This is a genomic window from Alcaligenes sp. EGD-AK7 (assembly GCF_000465875.3).
Classification (GTDB): domain Bacteria; phylum Pseudomonadota; class Gammaproteobacteria; order Burkholderiales; family Burkholderiaceae_B; genus Alcaligenes; species Alcaligenes phenolicus.
Genome location: NZ_AVOG02000034.1, coordinates 122,591 through 141,204, shown reverse-complemented (window position 1 = coordinate 141,204; position 18,614 = coordinate 122,591). Strand labels below are relative to the sequence as shown.

Here is an 18,614-nt window from a genome sequence, read left to right as displayed (position 1 = left end):
GCCTGTAAAGCACCACCGAACTCTGGATGCCTTACGGGCATCTGTTTAGACCGGAGACCGTATCGTGTCCCAGATCATGCTTGTGTCCATGCTGCTGTTTTTTGTATTGACGGTGCCCGTGGCGATTGCCGTGGGGCTGGCCAATATGGCGGGAGTAGCCTGGGAGGGGCGCATGACTTTTCTGGTCATCGCCCAGCAGTTGTATGCAGCTCTGGACAAGTACCCCCTGGTGGCGGTGCCCTTCTTCATTCTGGCAGGCAACCTGATGGAGTCGGGCGGCATGTCCAACCGTATGGTGGAGTTTGCCAAAAGCCTGGTGGGGGGTGTTCAAGGGGGCCTGGCTTGTAGCTGTGTGCTGACCTGCATGATTTTTGCGGCAGTGGCCGGTTCCAGTGTGGCAACCACTTTTGCGGTCGGGGCAATTCTTATCCCTGCCATGGTCCGGCATGGCTACCCGGCACCGTTCGCGGCATCCTTGCAGGCCTCAGCGGCGGAGTTGGGGGTGATCATCCCGCCGTCCATTCCCATGATTCTGTTTGCCGTATCCACGGACACGTCGGTAGGCGAGCTGTTCGTTGCGGGTATTGGCCCTGGCTTGCTGATCGGCGGCGCCTTGATGCTTTATGTGTGGCTGTATGCACGTCGCCATGGTCTGGGTTTGCAGGACGGCGTGGGTCGTTTGGGTGTCTGGACGGCATTCCGTCAGGCGTGGTTGGCCTTGTTGATGCCGGTGATTATTCTCGGCGGGATTTACGGGGGTATTTTCACGCCTACCGAGGCTTCGGCGGTGGCGGTAGTCTATGCCTTGATCGTGAGCATGTTTGTCTATCGCAGCGTTAAATGGGGCGACTTGTCCAAGGTGCTGCATCGTTCCGTGGTGTCCACGGCGGTCATCATGTTCATCATCGCCAATGCGGGTGTGTTTGGCTTCCTGCTCAATCGCACCGGCATTCCGGCTGCCATGGGGATCTGGTTGGGGGAATTGTTCAGTAGCCCCATGATGTTTTTGCTGGGTGTGAACGTGGCCTTGTTTGTGGTGGGCATGTTTGTCGAGACCTCGGCCTCGATTGTGGTGCTGGCACCGCTCTTGCTGCCGGTAGCCATGCAGTTTGGCATTGATCCGGCGCACTTTGGCATCATCATGGTGGTCAATCTGGCGCTGGGAATGGTGACTCCGCCCTTTGGCGTGAACCTGTTTGCCGCCTGTTCAGTGGCCGGGATTTCTTTGGAAAAACTGATACGTCCCCTGCTGCCTTTTGTAGTCGTCATCCTGGCTTGTTTGATGCTGATCAGCTATGTGCCAGAAGTCAGTTTGTGGGCGCGAGACCTGGTGTACCGTTGAAGAATCGTCTGCTTTCCTGAGCGCTGTTCATGAGCTATTTCCTCCTGTTGTTGGTTCACCTTCTGGCTGCGATTTTCTTTATTGGCACCGTATTTTTCGAGGTGCTGATGTTGTCGCCTTTGGCGCGTCAGGTTTCCCGGCCATCGATGCGGGAGTTTGAGTATGCCCTGGGGCGTCGCGCGCGCCGCATCATGCCTTGGGTTCTGTTGTTGCTCTACGGTGCTGGCTTGAGTCTGGCCTGGCAGCATCGGGCCTTGTTTGAGGTCGGCGGCGCTCGTGCCTGGATACTGGGTGTAAAGATCACCCTGGCGCTAAGCGTATTCGGGCATTTTCTATCTGTAATGGTGATGAGCCGACGCAAGACCATGACGGCGCGGCGTTCACGGATTATCCACCTTAGTGTTTTTGCACACGTCCTGCTGATTGTGGTGCTTGCTAAGGCTTTGTTTTACTTACCGCTTTAGTTGCGGTTTTGATGCTGCTGCATTGTGGTTTAGAAGGGTTTTGGCTCTGGAGTAGTGCTTGGGACGGAGCTTGGCATAGGAGAGGTGATTAAAAGCCAGGCTCGAGTCCGTGGGGCGTTGGGGGTGGGCGGGTCAGAGTACTTGCCGCGGGCAGGAGAGAGCGCAGGGGTACAAGCATCCTGCTGTTTGAGCACGACGCTTATGGTTTGTCCGGTGGACAAACCATCGTGCGAGTTCAGGATGCGCCCTGCGCTCTCTCCTGACTAGGGAACCGGTGCGCAGCACCGGCAAGTGCTCAGCCCACCCCCAACGCCCCACGGACTCGAGCCTTCACACCGTTCTAATACCTCGGCCTTGCAACACTGTTTCGGGTGGGTTTGCATTGGCTGTGGCTGTGGCTGTGGCTGCGTGCAGGGTGTCGTGTGCTTTGCACTATGTGTGTGTGTTGTTGTTGTTGTTGTTGTTGTTGTTGTTGTTGTTGTTGTTAGCTTTTCGATGCTTATGCTTGCTTAGCAGCCTATGTTTCGCTCGTTTCTTTATGCCATGCCCAGGGGCGTACATAAGTATTTGGGTGGAATTGAGGTCATAAGGGTAAGAAGCCTTACAGCTTCTGGGCAAAGAACTATTGTGAGCCGTTCAGGGACCGGGTTTGGGTCTCGGGGCGGTTCAGAGTACTTGCCGCAGGCGAGTGCGGGATCCGGGATGCAAGCGCCCTGCTGTTTGAGCCCGGCGTTTGTGGTTTGTCCGGGGGACAAACCACCGGGCGAGTTCAGGGCGCGCCCGGAGCCTGTGCTCGACAAGGGAACCGGTGCGTAGCACCGGCAAGTGCTCAGCCCGGAGACCCAAACCCGGTCCCTGAATGGCGTCTTCACAGAGGCTTCCTTCCCCAGCCTGCAAGCCCTACACGACTGCCCATAAAAAACGGCCCCCAAAGAAGGAGGCCGTTCTTCCAAACAAACCAAGCTTTTTACTCTGCCTTGCTGGCCGTCTTTTTAGCAGCTGTTTTCTTGGCTGCCGTCTTCTTGGCCGCTGTTTTCTTCACTGCTGTCTTTTTTGCCGCTGCTTTGGTCGCCGTTTTCTTGGCTGCCGTCTTGCGCCCTGGTTTCTCAGGACGAGGTTCGAACTCAAAGCCGATCTTGCCGTCTGCCTGACGCACCAGGAAGGCCTTGAACTTGCGGTTGGTACGCGAGGACACGAAACCATCCAGCAGGTCTGTCTTGCCTTCACCCAACAGTTTGGCCATCTGTTCGCGGGTAATTTCCTGCTGCAGAATCACCTTGCCGCTACGGAAGTCGCAGCTCTTGGACGGGCCCACGGACTTCTCGCACAAATAACGCAAGCCGTGCTCAAAGACGGGAGACTGGCACTTGGGGCAGGGGCCGACCGGGGTCTGGCCGCTGAAATCCAGGGCTTCGTCATCATCGTCATCGTTCTGGCCGAAGTCGAACTCCAGCTTGTACTCGTCGGTAATGCGCAAAAGTGCCGCAAAGGGACGACCCATCTTGCTGATGAAACCGGGCAGTGGGCCCAGTTCTTTCTTGGCCAATAGCTCTTCAACTTCAGGCAGCTCAAAGGTGCGACCACCCGGATGCTTACCGATAGAGAAGTCGCAAGCCGTGCAGGCATAACGACGGTAATTTTCTTTGACCACGCCACCACATTTAGGGCATGGCGTCTGCAAGGTCGCGTAATCACCAGGAACCGTGTCGCGTTCGTACTCCTTCGCACGCTTGACGATAACTTGCGTCATCTGCGCGATTTCACGCATGAATACGTCGCGATCCAGCTGACGTTGCTCGATCTGCTTGAGCTGGTGCTCCCATTCGCCAGTCAGTTCGGGCGAAGTCAGTTCGCTAACACCCAGGCCGGACAGCAAAGTCATCAGCTGACGCGCCTTGGCGCTAGGCACCAGCTCGCGGCCTTCACGACGCAAGTAGGCTTCGTTCAGCAGACCTTCAATAATGGCAGCACGAGTGGCTGGCGTACCCAGACCGCGCTCGGACATGGCTTCGCGCAAGGCTTCGTCATCCACCAGCTTGCCGGCGCTTTCCATGGCCGACAGCAGGGTCGCTTCCGTAAAGCGTGCAGGTGGCTTGGTAGCCAGGGCCTTGGTGCTCACGTCTTCAGTGCGAACCTTCTCGCCATCGGCAACCGGCACCAGGGACGCATCTTCACCTTGGGCATCGCGGCCATAAATAGCCAGCCAGCCCGGTTTGACCAGCACTTTGCCTTCGGTCTTGAAGTGGTGACCGGACACCTGCGTAATACGCGTGGTGACGCGGAATTCCGCAGCCGGGAAGAACACGGCCAGGAAGCGACGGCTGATCAGCTCGTAAATCTTGTGTTCGGCATCGCTCAGCTCCCGAGGCACCTGCAAGGTGGGGATGATGGCAAAGTGATCCGAAACCTTCTTGTTGTCGAAAATCCGACGGTTGGGCTTGACCCATTTCTGCTCGACCACTTCCTGCGCAAACGGTTGCACCGAAGCGCTGGCAGGCGTGCCGCTGTCAGCCAGCGCACGCATGGTTTCTTGCACTGTACTTATATAGTCTTCAGGCAGATAGCGCGAATCGGTACGGGGGTAAGTCAGCGCCTTGTGGCGTTCGTACAGCGTCTGCGCCAAGGACAAGGTGGTCTTGGCAGAGAAGCCGAAGCGCGAGTTGGCTTCGCGTTGCAGCGAGGTCAAATCAAACAAGGCGGGCGACATCTGCGTGCTGGGCTTGGATTCCTCGGTGACTACGCCGGGTTGCTCGCGGCACGCGGCCACAATGGTTTGGGCAGCCGTCAGGGACCACAGACGCGAGTCTTTTTTCTCGGGGTCATGCTCGTCTTTGACGAACTTGGGGTCGAACCAGCGGCCGGTGTACAGGCCTGCAGCGGCAATAAAGTCCGCGTGTACTTCCCAGTAATCGCGCGACACGAACTGGCGAATGCGGTTCTCGCGCTCGTTCACGATAGCCAGCGTGGGGGTTTGCACACGGCCCACGGGGGTTTTGAAAAAACCGCCATCCTTGCTATTGAAAGCCGTCATGGCACGCGTGCCATTAATGCCCACCAGCCAGTCCGCTTCGGCGCGCGAACGGGCAGCCGCTTCCAGCGGTTTCATGTCTTCATCGTCGCGCAGGTTTTCAAATGCTTCACGGATCGCCGATTGTGTCATCGAACGTAACCAAAGCCTTTTTACCGGTTTTTTCGCACCGGCGTACTGCATAATGTAGCGAAAAATCAGCTCACCCTCGCGCCCCGCGTCACAGGCATTGATAACAGCGGTGACATCCTTTCGTTTGATCAGCTTGACCAGCAGTTTCAAGCGCTCAGTCGATTTCTTGTCAGTCGGGTTGAGCTCAAACTGAGGGGGAATAACAGGTAGATGTGTGAAGCTCCACTTGCCGCGGACCGGATCATTAGGGGCCACCAGGCCCAGCAGATGGCCGATGCTGGAGGCCAGCACATAGCGATCGCTTTCGAAATAATCACCTTCTCGAGTGAAACCGCCCAATGCCCGCGAGATATCTACGGCGACTGAAGGTTTCTCGGCAATGATTAGTGTTTTATCCATATGATTCCAGTGACAGCAACTGCGCTGCAATGCGCGAAATGATACGAGGTGCTTATCCCTCTATGCAAGTTATGAGACCTGACAAGACTAACGTATGGCCCACAGACTGGCGAGTGTTTCTGACAAAACTGGCTTGGGGTTTGGCCGTTTTGCTGCTCGCTAGTGGTCTGGTGACCTGGATTGCGGCCAATTGGGAAAACTGGGGGCACGTAGCCAAATTTGCCCTGGCTCAAGGCGCCGTGCTGGTTTCTGCAGGGCTGGCCTTGCTGTTTCGCCGACGTTCCGGTGGCTGGGGTCATGATCTGGGAGTGCCGGCTGCTTTGACCGGCCTGGCCGCCGTGGCCACGGGCGGTTTGCTGGCGCTGATTGGCCAGACTTATCAGACCGGCGCAGACCCTTGGCAGCTTTTCGCATTGTGGACTGTGCTGATCATACCTTGGGTATTCACAGTGCGCAGTGTCTTTCTGTCGGTGCTGTGGCTGGTACTGATCAATACCGCCTTGTACTTATGGATAGATGTTGCCCGCTTGGGCTGGTTCGGGCGCAGTTACACCACGCAGACCTTGCTGGCTCTGGCAGTCAATGTGCTGCTGTTGCTGGCAGCCGAAACCATCTGGCGTGCGCGTCATGACCCGTGGCGCATCGTGCCGCGTGTGGCAGCAATTGCGGTGGGCTTTTTCATCGGTGCCCAGGTCATGGAAGGCAACTCCTTGCTGGGACTGGTCCTGTTCCTGGTGCTGTACGGTATTTATCACTACCGCCGCCCGGATTTGCTGATCATGTCCTTGGCCTCGTTCGGCGCGTATGGCTCCTTGAGCATGCTGATTATCGAGTATGCAGGCGATGCGTTCCTGCTGATCGTGGTGGTTATTGTGGGTCTGGGCCTGGGCTTGCTGCGCTTCCTGCAGCAACAGGTCGTCCATTGGCGACGGACTCATGCTGGATCTGAAGCGGCTGCAACCCAAGTACCAGTGAACGCAGCAAGGACAACAAGTCCTGCCGCCCCAACAGCAGAGATCCTGGCCAACGCACAGGCTAGTGTTCAAGCTGACGCTCAGGATAGTGACGAGCATCACCCCTGGTATCTGCGCGTGATCAAGCTGTTCTTATACCTGCTGTTACCACTGATTATTCTGCTGTACCTGGGTGTTTCTCTGGAATTGAGTCTGGAAGCGTTGGGTGTACTGGGCGGCATCATGGCTCTGGTGTCCCCCGTGCTGTTTGCCAAGGCTCACACAGTACCCAGCCAGGATCTGGTCGGCGGCTGGGTTGCGTGTGCGTTGCTCTTGCTGAGCGTGCCGGTTATGGACTTGCGCTACCCCTGGCCACTTGAGGCCAGCGCCATGATAGCCGTCGTGATCAGTACCTTGCTGTACAGGCTTGCCAAAGGCCAGTTCGTATTGCGCATGTTGCTGGTGATTTGGGCACTGGCCGCGATCGAGTTTCTGGTGATCGAGCGCTTGTTTGATCGCTGGACCATGATGCCTTATTGGGTGCTGGAAATGCCCGCGGCATTCATGTTTTTTGCCGCCTTGTGGCTGGGGCATCTTTATTTGCGTGGTGAGCGCAAGCCGCATTTCTGGCTGCCCTTGTTCTGGTCCTTGCTGCTCGCTTCCCAGATTCATCTTATTTGGGCGGGCACACTGTTTTATTCCATGCCCTTTTGGGACGAGTCGCGGCCGTACCTGACCGTAGCTGGCTTTCTGCTGGCCATGGCTCCTTTGGCAATACTGGCGTTTTATTGGCGCGGTTGGCGTGACCAACCCCTGGTCTATGGCATTGCCTTGCTGGGGATGGCCGCTTTGTGCGCAGTCTGGACTCCCTATCCGCCGGTGGCCCTGGCCTTGAGCTGGATTCTGGTAGCTTATGCCTGGCGTTATCTCAGCTTGTTGGCGGTGGCCGTGGCAATGGGCCTGTTCTGCCTCTGGCGTCTGTATTACATCCTGAATATCAGTTTGCTGGACAAGGCCGAGCTGTTGCTGGCAACCGGGGTGGGATGTCTGGTCTTTGCCTATTTGGGTCAGTTGAGCCGCAAGAAGGCAGGGACGGCAGCAAGCTTGCAGGACGCGCCCAAAGGTATGGTTGCCAGCGTTCTGCTGGGGACCATGCTGGTGCTGGGTGTGGCCAACGTGGCCATCGTGCAAAAAGAACGTATCTTGAGCGATGGTCAGACGGTGTTGCTGGAACTGGCTCCGGTGGACCCCCGTTCGCTGATGCAGGGCGACTATATGTCCTTGAACTTTGCCCTGTCGCAGAACTTGTCTGCCCTGTCCTGGGGCTTGCCCAAGGATGCGCTTGCCAAGATGGACGCTCAGCAATGGGTTGTTGTGGCGGTGCAGCTGGATGAGAACAAGGTGGCGCAGTTCAAGGGTGTTTATCTGGAGCAGGACGGCCAGGAGCGTCTGTGGAGCGAAGAAGGCCCTGTGGCTGAACCTTCCGATGTGATGCGCTTGCGCATGCGTCGTCACCGCAGTAACTGGACGCCTGGAACAGATGCCTGGTTCTTCGCTGAAGGCTCGGCAGATCGCTTCGATGCCGCCCGTTATGGCGAGTTTGCGGTGGTCGAGGATGGCCAAAGCCTGCTGCGCGCGATGCTGGACAAGGACAGAAAGGAAATCAAGTAAGCCTGAGCTGAACAACTGCGTTCAATAGCCTGTAGCCGGATTGTCTCTAATAAAGACAATCCGGCTTTTTTGTATCTGGGGTTTGTTTCGCTAGAGGCAGCCAAGCCAGAGCCAGTCAGCAGCAAGCCTAATCAAAAAGGCCCGAGTCCGATGTGGCGTCGGATTCGGGCCTTGGCTTTTTGTGTTGAAGGACCCTCTTTATCGGGGCCGGTTCTTGAACAAAAAATAGGTTCCTGTGTATCAGCTTAGTGGGACTGACGGGTGGAGTCGTCGCTGAGCAGCTCTTCAAAGATCAGGTGATCGATTTCGGCTTCGTGGCTCCACAAAACCATCAGGGCGACAATTTTTATTTTGTCCAACGAGACCGGGCTTTCGTCCACCGTCATGGCGCTTTCAATCAGGATTTCGCGCAGGTGGGCGGTAAGAGCGCCGGAATTTTGCAAAAAGGTGATGAAACCCATGGCATCAGCGCCCAGCACATGTTGTTCGTGCTCAGAAAAAATACGCTGACTGTTGGGACTGAGTTGAGCCGTAGGCTGACACTGCTGCGAGGTCTCGCCCAGTGCATGTAACCAGCCCAGTGCGTCGTTGATGTCCTCGTCTTCAAAGCCAATAGCGGCCAATTTGTGGGCCAGAACCTCCGCCTTGGGACAGGACTGGGGGTTGTAATACGTCTCGAATAGATAAACCAGGATATCAAACATGGGTATAAGGTTGCCGTCCTAAGTGATTAAAAAAACTGCGTGATTTCGGTAACCAGTGACCAAACTTTACGCTGATTTGCGGTAGGGGGCAAATGGGGTGTTCAGGGGATGGATGGGTCTTGCCTTGCGCATCCAGACTGCTTTTTGCCTGGGTCTGCTCTGGCAGACGCCCTTTGCGGCGGGGCGTCTTTATGATTGAAACATAAATCGATTGTTGGGGCAGAAACTGTCGTTTATTTGAAACCCTGCAAGTGGGACCGCAGCGGTTGAAAGGCCACTAAACTAGCTGGCATCCGCATCCGCATCCGCATCCGCATCCGCATCCGCATCCGCATCCGCATCCGCATCCGCATCCGCATCCGCATCCGCATCCGCATCCGCATCCGCATCCGCATCCGCATCCGCATCCGCATCCGCATCCGCATCCGCATCCAGCCTCGGCTCGTGGCTCAACTGTTCGGGCTTGGCTCCGCAGGCAGCGGGAAGCGCTGCGCCCACGCACTGATGGCCTGGCTCCAGAACTCGTCCAGGGTGTTCGCAGCCACGGGAGCAAACCCCAGAAAGGCCCAGACGCGTTGCAGTGTCTCCATAGGATGCTCCAGGTCAAAGGCCGGGGCATGGTTCTGTTTGGAGAGCTTGCGGCCTTGCTCATCGCAGGCCAGCGGCACGTGCAACGTGCGCGGTACAGGCAGGCCCAGGACTTTCTGCAGTACGCGTTGGCGGGCGGTGGAGCTGAGCAAGTCGGCACCGCGTACAACATCGGTGATCTGGCTGTCTGCATCATCAATGACCACAACAAACTGGTAAGCCCAGAGCTTGTCGGCGCGCTTAAGGATGTAGTCCCCTACTTCTTTGGCTACGTCCTGTTGCTGCGGCCCGGCCCAGCGATCGGTGAAGTGTTCCACCCCTTCCGGGACACGCAGCCGCCAAGCACGGATGGCACGGTCTACCGGGATGCCGTGGCGGCAGGTGCCTGCATAGGGATATTCGTGCGAATCCGGCGCGACTGGCAGGGAAGCCGCCAGAATTTCCTGACGGGTGCAGGCGCAGCCGTAGACAAGATCTCGCTCGCGCAGGCCATCAAACACTTCCTGGTAGCGTGCCAGCCGCTGGCTTTGCCAAAGCACCTCGCCATCCCAGCGCATGCCCAGACCTTGCAACTGCTGCATGATGATCTGGTCAGCCCCTGCGACCACGCGTGGCGTGTCTATGTCTTCAATGCGCAGTAACCAGCGCCCGTTCTGGGCGCGTGCATCCAGGTAGCTGGCCATAGCGGCCACCAGTGAACCCTCGTGCAAGGGACCACTGGGACTAGGCGCAAAGCGACCACAGTAAGGGGTAAGGGGCTGGGCGGTCATGAGTCGTTCTTAACGGCAAGAGCCCCTGGACGGGGGCTCTTGTTAGTGCGACTTTACGCCTATTTTTCCAGCCCGGCAATGCGTTTTACACGGGCTGGAAGGGAGGAGTTTCAGCTCTCCATGGTGACCAGTTCTGCGCCCTCGGGCACTTGATCTCCCACGGCAAAGAACAGCTCGGCCACGGTGCCATCAGCCGGTGCCTGAATGGAATGTTCCATCTTCATGGCCTCCATGACCAGTAGCACATCACCCTGCTTGACGCTGTCACCAGCGCCCACGTTCAGGGCAATGATCTTGCCGGGCATGGGAGCGGTCAGACGGCCGCCGTGGGCTTCCTGGCTGTTGGTACCGGCGCTGGCCAAGGTGTCGATCACGGCCAGAGTCCAGTCCGAACCGGCCTGGGCAACTTGTAGATGGTCGCCATCTTGCAGCACCTGGGCGCGATATTCGACCTGATCCAGCCACAGACGTAAGGTCAGGGTTTTGGCCAGACCAGCGGTTGTCTCGGCTTGCCAGCGCAGCACGTGTTGAGCTTCGCCCAGTGTGATCTGCCACTGGTTTTCACGACGTTGTAGTAGTACTTCGTGAGTTTGTTCGCCTAGTTGCAAGGCTACTTTCTGATCGTAGTCTCCGCTTAGACGCCAGGCGTCATGCACCGCCCAGGGGTCGGAGTTGGAGGCTTGTCCGCTCAGACCCTGGTGAGTCAGCACGGCGCAGGCGGCGAAGGCCAGCACAGACGCTGGAACGTCCTGATTGCTGGGGAACAGCGCATCGTGACGGCGTGGGATCAGACCTGTATCCAGATCGGCCTGGGCAAAGGCTTCATCGCCCAGCAGGCGTTGCAGGAAAGTCTTGTTGGTGTGTACGCCGGCCACTTGAGTATCGGCCAGCGTGCGAATCAGGCGACGACGGGCCTGCTCACGATCAGCACCATGGGTGATCACCTTGGCAATCATGGGATCGTAGAAGGGGCTGATGACGCTGCCTTCACGCACGCCGCTGTCGATACGCACATCACCGGAGGTGAAGGACGCATGGGCGGGGTACTGCAAGCTGCGCAGTGTACCGATGGAGGGCAGGAAGTCCTTATCGGGGTTTTCTGCGTAAATGCGAACCTCAATGGCGTGACCATTGATGCTCAGTTCTTCCTGCTTGGCAGGCAAAGGCTGGCCATCGGCCACACGCAGCTGCCATTCCACCAGATCGTGGCCCGTAATCAGTTCGGTGACGGGGTGCTCCACTTGCAGGCGGGTATTCATTTCCATGAAGTAGAAACGCCCGTCCTGCTCGGCAATGAACTCCACCGTGCCTGCACCCACATAGTTCACGGCGCGTGCTGCTGCAATGGCCGCTTCACCCATGGCCTGGCGACGCTCGGGCGTCATGCCGGGGGCGGGAGCTTCTTCAATCACTTTCTGGTGACGGCGCTGTACCGAACAATCGCGTTCGAACAAGTACACGTACCCACCGTGCTGGTCACCAAAGACCTGGATTTCGATGTGGCGTGGCTTGGTGATGTAGCGCTCGATCAGCACGCGGTCGTCACTAAAGCTGCTGGCAGCTTCGCGCTGGCAAGAGCGCAAGGCCTCCAGGAACGCGCCGGACTCTTCCACAATGCGCATGCCCTTGCCGCCACCACCGGCACTGGCCTTGATCAGCACGGGGTAGCCGATCTGGTCGGCTTGTTTGTGCAGAAAGTCGGGGTCCTGATTGTCGCCGTGGTAACCGGGCACCAAGGGTACACCGGCTTTTTCCATCAGGGATTTGGCGGCGGACTTGCTGCCCATGGCCGCAATGGCTTGAGCGGGCGGGCCTACAAAAATAATGCCGGCTTCTTCACAAGCGCGAGCAAAGTGCTCGTTCTCGGACAGAAAACCGTAGCCAGGGTGGATGGCATTCGCGCCAGTGGCACGGGCGGCTTCCAGAATGGCGTCGATCTTCAAATAACTGTCGCGTGGCTCGGGGCCACCGATGCGCACGGCTTGATCACAAGCACGTACGTGCTGGGCGTCGGCGTCCGCGTCGGAGTAAACCGCAACGGTACGCAGCCCCAGGCTGCGGGCAGTGGCGGCCACCCGGCAGGCAATTTCACCGCGATTGGCTATCAGCAGGGTCTGAAACACAGTGTCTCCTTGTCTTACATGCGGAACACGCCAAAGCGGGTGTCTTCAATAGGGGCGTTCAAGGCGGCGGACAGGCCCAGGGCCAGAACGCGCCGGGTATCCGAAGGCTGGATGATGCCGTCATCCCACAGACGCGCGGTGGCGTAGTAGGGGTGGCCTTCATGTTCGTATTGCTCACGGATGGGGGCCTTGAAGGCTTCTTCTTCCTCGGCACTCCAGGTCTGACCACGGGCTTCCAGGCCATCACGGCGCACGGTAGCCAGCACGCTGGCCGCCTGTTCACCACCCATGACCGAGATACGGGCATTGGGCCAGAGGAACAGCAGGCGTGGGCTGAAGGCGCGGCCACACATACCGTAGTTACCGGCACCAAAGGAGCCGCCCAGAATCACGGTGAATTTGGGCACGGCCGCGGTAGAGACAGCAGTCACCAGCTTGGCTCCGTGGCGAGCGATCCCTTCGTTTTCGTACTTGCGGCCCACCATGAAGCCGGTGATGTTCTGCAGGAACACCAGAGGCGTCTTGCGCTGGCAGCACAGTTCGATGAAGTGGGCGCCCTTCTGGGCCGCTTCGGAGAACAGAATGCCGTTGTTGGCAATGATGCCTACAGGCATGCCGTGGATATGGGCAAAGCCGGTCACCAGCGTGGTGCCAAAGCGGGCCTTGAATTCATCAAAATCCGAATCGTCCACAATGCGGGCGATGACTTCGCGCACATCGTAGGGCTTGCGGGTGTCGGCAGGGATGATGCCGTTCAGCTCTTGCGGGTCGTAACGTGGCTCGCGGACTTCTTTCAGCGGCCAGGGCAGTTTCTTCTCACGGTTCAGGCGGCCTACGCAGCGGCGCGCCAGCTCCAGCGCATGCAGATCGTTTTCCGCCAGATGGTCAGCTACGCCGGACAGACGGGTGTGTACATCGCCACCGCCCAAGTCTTCGGCGCTGACCTCTTCACCGGTTGCGGCTTTGACCAGTGGAGGGCCACCCAGGAAGATGGTGCCCTGGTCGCGCACGATGATGGATTCATCACTCATGGCTGGAACGTAGGCACCGCCAGCGGTACACGAACCCATCACGACCGCAATCTGGGCAATGCCCTGGGCCGACATATTGGCCTGGTTGTAGAAGATGCGGCCAAAGTGGTCACGATCCGGGAACACGTCTTCCTGATTGGGCAGGTTGGCCCCGCCCGAGTCCACCAGGTACACGCAGGGCAGATTGTTCTGTTGGGCAATTTCCTGGGCACGCAAATGCTTTTTGACGGTCAGCGGGTAGTAAGTACCACCTTTGACCGTAGCGTCGTTGCAGACCACCACGCATTCAATGCCTGCGATGCGGCCAATGCCGGTGATGATGCCTGCGCCCGGGGATTCGTTGTTATAGACATCCTGGGCAGCCAAAGGCGAAAGCTCCAGGAAAGGGGTGCCGGGATCAAGCAGACGTTCGACGCGTTCACGGGGCAGCAGCTTGCCGCGACCCACATGGCGTTGCCGGGAGGATTCGGACCCACCCAAGGCGGTTTTCTGTAGCTTTTGGCGCAGATCAAGGATCAGGGCCTGCATGATCGAGGCGTTGTCCTGAAAGTCTTGGGAACGCGGATTGATGCGGGATTCAATAACTGACATGGCGTGCCTGGAAAGAGAACAGAGAAAAGCCCATAAAATCAGCCGGGCCGCAGCCCGGCTGATGAGCTTGCTTTAAACCAGCTCGACGGCCAGGGCGACAGCTTCGCCACCGCCAATGCACAGCGAGGCAATACCGCGCTTGCCGCCGGTCTTGCGCAGTGCGCCGATCAAGGTTGCCAGAAGGCGAGCACCCGATGCACCGATGGGGTGACCCAGGGCGGTAGCACCACCGTGGATGTTGATCTTGTCGTGCGGGATGTTCAGCTCTTTCATGGCAGCCATGGTCACCACGGCAAAGGCTTCGTTGATCTCGAACAGGTCAACGTCAGCCACGCTCCAACCGGTTTTATCCAGCAGTTTCTGGATAGCAGCGACTGGAGCGGTCGTGAACCAGGCCGGTTCTTGCGCGTGCTGGGTGTGAGCCACAATGCGGGCCAGCGGTGTGGCACCCAATTCCTTGGCTTTTTCTTCGGTGGTGATCACCATGGCGGCGGCACCGTCCGAAATGGACGAGGCGTTGGCAGCGGTAATTGTGCCGTCTTTCTTGAAAGCGGGACGCAGCGTGGGGATCTTCTCGGGCATGGCTTTGGTGGGGGCTTCGTCCTTGGCAACAACGACATCACCCTTGCGGCCAGCGATGGTGACTGGCGCAATTTCCCATTCAAAGCTGCCGTCATCGCTGGCTTGGCGAGCGCGGCGCAGCGACTCCAGCGCGTAGGCGTCCTGCTCTTCGCGGCTGAACTCGTATTTGCTGGCGCAATCTTCGGCAAATACACCCATGGCGGTGCCACGGCTGTACGCGTCTTCCAGGCCGTCCAGGGCCATGTGGTCATACACGGTGGAGTGACCGTAGCGGTAACCTTCGCGGCCTTTCAGCAGCAGGTAGGGAGCATTGCTCATGCTTTCCTGACCGCCAGCCACCACCACGTCCACGCTGCCTGCCTTGAGCAGGTCGTGGGCAAACATGGCGGCTTTCAGACCGGAACCGCAAACCTTGTGAATGGTGGTGCAAGCTACACCCTGGGGCAGACCGGCGCCCAAGGCAGCCTGGCGTGCAGGAGCCTGGCCCTGACCGGCTTGCAGCACGTTACCCATGATCACTTCGTCGACCTTGTCGGCCTGAATGCCCGAGCGCTCCATGGCCGCCTTGATGGCGACGGCGCCCAGTTCGTGGGCGGCCAGATCGGACAGGCTACCCATCATGCCGCCCATAGGGGTGCGGGCGATCGAGACGATGACAACGGAATTAGTCATGAAAGACTCCTGGTTGCAAAGAGGAGACCGGCCCGCGTTTGGCAAACTCGTGCAGCTGCCGATCTTTGTTATACGGAAAAATATTTTCGATCCGACCTTGCGTCACTCGCAAGCGGCACTGAGTCCACCATTCAGGCTCCAGCAGTTCTGCATGGTGGGCCATGAAGGCTTTGCGAATACGAGGGTCGGTCAATAGAAAGTAGCCGAATTCTTCGGGAAATACATCGTTCGGGCCGATGGGATACCAGGGTTCGCTGGCCATTTCGGCTTCTTCATTTGGTGCAGGCGGAATGGCGCGAAAGTTCATCTCGCGCATGTGCTGGATTTCGTCGTAGTCATAGAAGACGACGCGGCCCAGACGAGTCACACCAAAGTTCTTGAACAACATATCGCCGGGGAAGATGTCGGCGGCGGCCAGTTCCCGGATCGCCTTGCCGTATTGCTCCACGGCGGCGTTCAGGGCGGGGTCGCTGGCTTTGTTCAGATACAGGTTCAGCGGGGTCATGCGCCGTTCAATGTAGACGTGGCGCAGCAAGATGGTGTCCTCGGACTCTTCCAGCAGGCTGGGCACTTCGCGGCGAAGTTCTTCCAGCAAGGCTTGCGAAAAGCGTGCCTTGGGCAAGGCCACCTGGGCGTAGTCCCAGGTGTCGGCCATGCGCCCGACACGATCATGTTTTTTAACCAGCTGGTATTTGCTGCGTACCGTAGCGTGGTCCATGCCCTGCTTTTGAATCCGGTCGCGGATCAGCTTGAACACATAGGGGTAGGACGGCAGGGTAAATACCGTCATTACCATACCGGCAATACCGGGAGCCAGATCAAAGTGATCGTGCGAGTGCGACAGGTGGTGCAGAAAGTCGCGGTAGAACAGCGTCTTGCCCTGCTTTTGCAGACCGATGGCGGTGTACAGCTCGGCCTTGGGCTTGCGCGGCAGCAGGCTGGACAGAAAGTCCACGTAGGCCGATGGCGCTTCCATATCGACCAGAAAATAGGCGCGTGTAAAGCTGAACAGCGTGGACAGGTCGTCCGTGGTGTGCAGCAAGGCGTCTATATACAAATGTCCTGATGGGCGATGCAAAATGGCAATCGAAAACGGCAGCACTTCACCCTGATTGATCAGGCGGCCCACCACATAGGCGCCCTTGTTACGAAAGAACAGGGAGTTCAGCACCTGAATCTGGCAGTCCGAGCCAATGCGCGAGCCATAGCCACGTGGCAGACGGCGGCACAGTTGACGCACGGCCATACGAGCCAGCGTGCGCACATCGCGCGGCAGGTCGGCAAAGGGGGCGGCCAGACCGAAGTCGGCCAGCATACTGGTCAGACTGGCTTCCAGACCTTCTTCGGTGGGGTAATAGACCCGATACGAAGGCAGCGCGCCGTCCAGATAATCCGTGGCAACGGCTGGGCGCACGAAAATGAATTCGTTGCGGAAGTAGTGCCGATGCAGCACGCGGCAGGAGACGGAGTTGAAAAAGGTCTCCGCACATTCTGGCTGACGGTGACCCGAGAGCAGGCGTACAAACTCCGCCTTGGCCTGCAACCACAACTGCTGCTGGGCCTCGTCCAGATGGGCCGGATCGGAAGGCGTGGGCTGATGCAAACGCAGATTCTGGCTAAGCATGGCCGCGCATTCGCGCACCCGTGTCGCGTAGTACTCGATACGTTCGCGCGAGAGCTGCTGAATACCATGCCAGTCGCCTGATTCGTACAAAGACTTGGCGCGCTGGGCGCTGTAGCGAAACAGCGCATAGTGGCGATTGAACCCATCCAGCATGGCCTGGGCCACCTGGATAGCCGTCATCCCCGGTTTTTGAACCGGGGTAATGACGGTGGTTTCGCCAAAATCAGGGTTGGACATGCCTTTGCCTTTTTAGGCGGTTTCGGCGAACAATTCGCGGCCGATCAGCATGCGGCGGATTTCACTGGTGCCCGCGCCGATCTCGTACAACTTGGCATCGCGCCACAGGCGGCCTGTGGGGAATTCGTTGATGTAGCCGTTGCCGCCCAGAATCTGGATACCTTCACCAGCCATCCAGGTGGCTTTTTCAGCGCTGTACAGGATGGCGGCTGCGCAGTCTTTACGCACAGAACGTACATGGCCTGCACCCAGACGGTCCAGATTCTTGCCCACGGCATAGCACAGGGCGCGGCTGGCTTGCAGGGTGGTGTACATATCGGCCACCTTGCCTTGAATCAGCTGGAATTCGCCAATGGCCTGGCCGAACTGCTTGCGGTCGTGGATGTAAGGAATCACCACGTCCATGACGGCTTGCATGATGCCCAGCGGACCACCGGCCAGCACGGCGCGTTCGTAGTCCAGGCCGGACATCAGCACTTTGACGCCACCATTGAGTTGGCCCAGCACGTTTTCTTCAGGGACTTCACAATCCTGGAACACCAGCTCGCCTGTGTGGCTGCCGCGCATACCCAGCTTGTCCAGCTTTTGGGCAACGGAGAAACCGGCAAAATTCTTTTCGATCAGGAAGGCGGTAATGCCGCGTGCGCCGGCTTGCGGGTCCGTCTTGGCGTACACCACCAGGGTGTCAGCGTCCGGGCCGTTGGTAATCCACATTTTGGAGCCATTGAGCACGTAGCGATCGCCCTTCTTTTCGGCGCGCAGCTTCATGCTGACCACGTCCGAACCGGCACCGGGCTCACTCATGGCCAGAGCACCGATATGCTCGCCGCTGATCAGTTTGGGCAGGTATTTCTGCTTCTGGGCTTCTGTACCGTTGCGGTTGATCTGGTTCACACAGAGGTTGGAGTGCGCGCCGTAGGACAGGGCCACCGAGGCGCTGGCACGGGAGATTTCTTCCATCGCGATCATGTGAGCCAGATAGCCCAGGTTCGCACCACCGTATTCTTCGCTAACGGTCATGCCCAGCAAACCCATCTCACCGAACTTCTTCCACAAGTGCATGGGGAACTGGTCATCGTGATCCAGTTGAGCCGCTAAGGGGGCAATTTCGGCCTGGGAGAAGTCGGCGACAGCGTCGCGCAGCATGTCCAGGTCGGAGCCAAGATCGAAATTCAGGCCGGGCAGGCTCATGAGACACTCCGTGGAAATAAATGGGTTGTGGAATTGTATTTATATTACGTTTACGTAAACGTCATATATATGGGTTTTCCCTTATCGGGACTCCAACTTCAACTGTTCGCTCATGGTGTGACAGATGTCGAGCTGGTCCTGAATCTCCTGCAAGGTCTGATCCAGGTCCTGCCGCTGACGCTCCAGGCGCAGGCGGTGCTCGTTCAGGACTTCCTGATAGTGCTTAAGCTGGGAGGCCGTGTCCATCGGGGATTCATACATATTGATCAGCCGCAGAATCTCCGATAACTGCAGCCCCAGGCGCTTGCCACGCAGGGCCAGCTTCAGGCGGGCACGATCGCGGGGCTGATAAATGCGCTGTGTACCTTGGCGCAGCGGGCTCAAGATCCCTTGGTCTTCATAGAAGCGCAGGGTACGAGGCGTGATGCCAAACTCGTGCGCCAGATCCGATATTGTCCAGGTTGTCGTTGTCATTTTTAGTGTGATTTACGTAAACGTAAACTATCATGCCA

13 protein-coding genes are annotated in these 18,614 nt (G+C 58.2%); 3 read left to right on the top strand and 10 right to left on the bottom strand.

Annotated elements, in window-relative coordinates; genetic code table 11:
- The first annotated feature begins 64 nt into the window (after window positions 1-64).
- Window positions 65-1,342, top strand: a complete 1,278-nt coding sequence (locus N879_RS13640; protein WP_009463605.1) for a TRAP transporter large permease — start codon at window positions 65-67, stop codon at window positions 1,340-1,342.
- Between the two features lie 29 nt (window positions 1,343-1,371).
- Window positions 1,372-1,806, top strand: coding sequence for a CopD family copper resistance protein (locus tag N879_RS13635; RefSeq protein WP_009463604.1), 435 nt, complete (start codon window positions 1,372-1,374; stop codon window positions 1,804-1,806).
- Window positions 1,807-2,773: 967 nt separating this feature from the next.
- On the opposite strand, the gene N879_RS13630 is transcribed toward N879_RS13635, so the two are convergent.
- A complete protein-coding gene (locus N879_RS13630; protein ID WP_009463602.1) occupies window positions 2,774-5,365 on the bottom strand; it encodes a DNA topoisomerase III in 2,592 nt (863 codons plus the stop codon).
- A gap of 113 nt (window positions 5,366-5,478) precedes the next feature.
- Between N879_RS13630 and N879_RS13625 the strand changes: the two genes are divergently transcribed.
- The gene (locus tag N879_RS13625) at window positions 5,479-7,989 is read left to right on the top strand and encodes a GDYXXLXY domain-containing protein (protein WP_009463600.1); all 2,511 of its coding nucleotides are present in this window, start codon (window positions 5,479-5,481) and stop codon (window positions 7,987-7,989) included.
- Window positions 7,990-8,234: 245 nt separating this feature from the next.
- On the opposite strand, the gene N879_RS13620 is transcribed toward N879_RS13625, so the two are convergent.
- The 9 genes from N879_RS13620 to N879_RS13585 all read right to left on the bottom strand — a co-directional run bounded on the left by N879_RS13620 (window position 8,235) and on the right by N879_RS13585 (window position 18,576).
- Window positions 8,235-8,693, bottom strand: coding sequence for a DUF494 family protein (locus N879_RS13620; RefSeq protein ID WP_009463598.1), 459 nt, complete (start codon window positions 8,691-8,693; stop codon window positions 8,235-8,237).
- A 282-nt stretch (window positions 8,694-8,975) separates the two neighbouring features.
- Complete coding sequence (locus tag N879_RS20675; RefSeq protein ID WP_021447123.1) at window positions 8,976-9,146, bottom strand: hypothetical protein; 171 nt, start codon at window positions 9,144-9,146, stop codon at window positions 8,976-8,978.
- Window positions 9,143-10,051 (bottom strand): tRNA glutamyl-Q(34) synthetase GluQRS, encoded by a 909-nt coding sequence (gene gluQRS / locus N879_RS13615; RefSeq protein WP_009463595.1) that lies wholly within the window; start codon window positions 10,049-10,051, stop codon window positions 9,143-9,145. The genes N879_RS20675 and gluQRS overlap by 4 nt, the downstream gene beginning before the upstream one ends.
- A gap of 110 nt (window positions 10,052-10,161) precedes the next feature.
- Window positions 10,162-12,174 carry an acetyl/propionyl/methylcrotonyl-CoA carboxylase subunit alpha gene (locus tag N879_RS13610; protein ID WP_009463593.1) on the bottom strand — a complete coding sequence of 671 codons (2,013 nt, stop codon included), beginning with the start codon at window positions 12,172-12,174 and terminating at the stop codon, window positions 10,162-10,164.
- 14 nt (window positions 12,175-12,188) lie between these two features.
- Window positions 12,189-13,796, bottom strand: a complete 1,608-nt coding sequence (locus N879_RS13605; RefSeq protein ID WP_021447122.1) for a carboxyl transferase domain-containing protein — start codon at window positions 13,794-13,796, stop codon at window positions 12,189-12,191.
- Window positions 13,797-13,868: 72 nt separating this feature from the next.
- Complete coding sequence (locus N879_RS13600) at window positions 13,869-15,050, bottom strand: acetyl-CoA C-acyltransferase (RefSeq protein ID WP_021447121.1); 1,182 nt, start codon at window positions 15,048-15,050, stop codon at window positions 13,869-13,871.
- Window positions 15,043-16,854 carry a bifunctional isocitrate dehydrogenase kinase/phosphatase gene (gene aceK / locus N879_RS13595; protein ID WP_051359137.1) on the bottom strand — a complete coding sequence of 604 codons (1,812 nt, stop codon included), beginning with the start codon at window positions 16,852-16,854 and terminating at the stop codon, window positions 15,043-15,045. Before aceK ends, N879_RS13600 begins: the two co-directional genes overlap by 8 nt.
- Before the next feature lie 69 nt (window positions 16,855-16,923).
- Window positions 16,924-18,102, bottom strand: coding sequence for an isovaleryl-CoA dehydrogenase (locus tag N879_RS13590; protein WP_009463589.1), 1,179 nt, complete (start codon window positions 18,100-18,102; stop codon window positions 16,924-16,926).
- 81 nt (window positions 18,103-18,183) lie between these two features.
- Window positions 18,184-18,576: a MerR family transcriptional regulator gene (locus N879_RS13585; RefSeq protein WP_009463587.1), complete on the bottom strand. Its 393-nt coding sequence runs from the start codon at window positions 18,574-18,576 to the stop codon at window positions 18,184-18,186.
- Window positions 18,577-18,614: the final 38 nt, after the last annotated feature.